Source organism: Vibrio sp. 1731, from assembly GCF_033339955.1.
GTDB classification, from domain to species: domain Bacteria; phylum Pseudomonadota; class Gammaproteobacteria; order Enterobacterales; family Vibrionaceae; genus Vibrio; species Vibrio alginolyticus.
The window spans coordinates 1-1,119 of the sequence record NZ_JAWOVO010000140.1; the positions used below are offsets into that span (position 1 = coordinate 1).

Annotated in this window: 2 protein-coding genes; one reads left to right on the forward strand and one right to left on the reverse strand. The window is 48.6% G+C overall.

From position 1 onward, the window contains the following. The coding region (locus tag R7035_RS25745; RefSeq protein WP_411913242.1) for a SusF/SusE family outer membrane protein at positions 1-753 on the forward strand (753 nt) is incomplete at its 5' end. A gap of 113 nt (positions 754-866) precedes the next feature. On the opposite strand, the gene R7035_RS25750 is transcribed toward R7035_RS25745, so the two are convergent. Further along, the coding region (locus R7035_RS25750; protein ID WP_318146384.1) for an endonuclease at positions 867-1,119 on the reverse strand (253 nt) is incomplete at its 5' end.

Below are 1,119 nucleotides of genomic sequence, written 5' to 3' on the forward strand. Positions count from 1 at the left end.
CAAGGCGGCGCGCAAGGTGCGGGTCTGCCAGTAAATACAGACAACAAAGACGTATCGAGCATTCCTCCTTTCGGTGAAACCGTGGTTTACGTGAAAGGCACAAGGAACAATTGGTCAGACAACAGCGACTGGGCAATGACTTTCATTGGCAACGGCATGTACTCAGTAACAGGCGTACTTGAAGCAGACAGCCACGAGTTCAAATTTGCAGACACAGGTTGGGCAAATCCGAACATCGGTTGTTCTGTGGCAACAGTGGGCAGCGGCTCTCTGGAGCTAGGCGCAGACGAAAACTGTAAACTCACCGTCGCAGAAACAGGCAAGTACAACTTCACACTGAACGCGCTATACGTTCAAGATGAGAAAGTTGAAAAACCTGTGGTTTCCGTAACCAAATCTGCGGATGCACCAACGTTTGGTGAAACAGCACTGTACCTACGTGGCACCATCACAAGTTGGGACACTCCGGCACAAGATTCAGCAGCGAAGTTCAGCTACGTCGCCAATGATGTTTACTCGCTAGACATTGACCTAGCTGCGGGTAGCTACGAGATGAAGATTGCAAGTGCAGACTGGGCAGCAGACACCAACTTCGGTGGCGAAGGCAGTGTTGAGCTTGGTAAAGCACTGACGATGGAAGTCGGTGGCGGTAGTGCAAACCTGAAAATTGCGATTGCAGAAGCAGGAAATTACAACTTCCATTTCAATGCGGCTGACAAGTCAGCGCCAATCGTAACCGTCCCGAAGAACTGAGTTCTCCAGTTTTCACAACATCCGTAAATACAAGGGGAAGCATTATGCTTCCCCTTTCTTATTCTCAATGGTTCGCCGTGAGATTGACTCGCAATGTTGAAACCAATTGCGCGTTAATTCCCCCAAATTTGCTCAACAAATTCAGGATGATCGATAAACGGGTTGCGGTTCCCTTGGAACTCAAACACCAAGTCATTGCGACGGATTTCTTTCGCGCTAACAGGATCATTTTTGTGCCAACGTTTCAGCATGTTTAGCATCCAAGGTTCAAATACGTTCGTACTGGTACCATCCAACACCGCGTCAGAGTTGCTAGTGTTGTTCTCCCAATTGCCAATCACGTTCTCGTAACGGGTTGCCATGTAA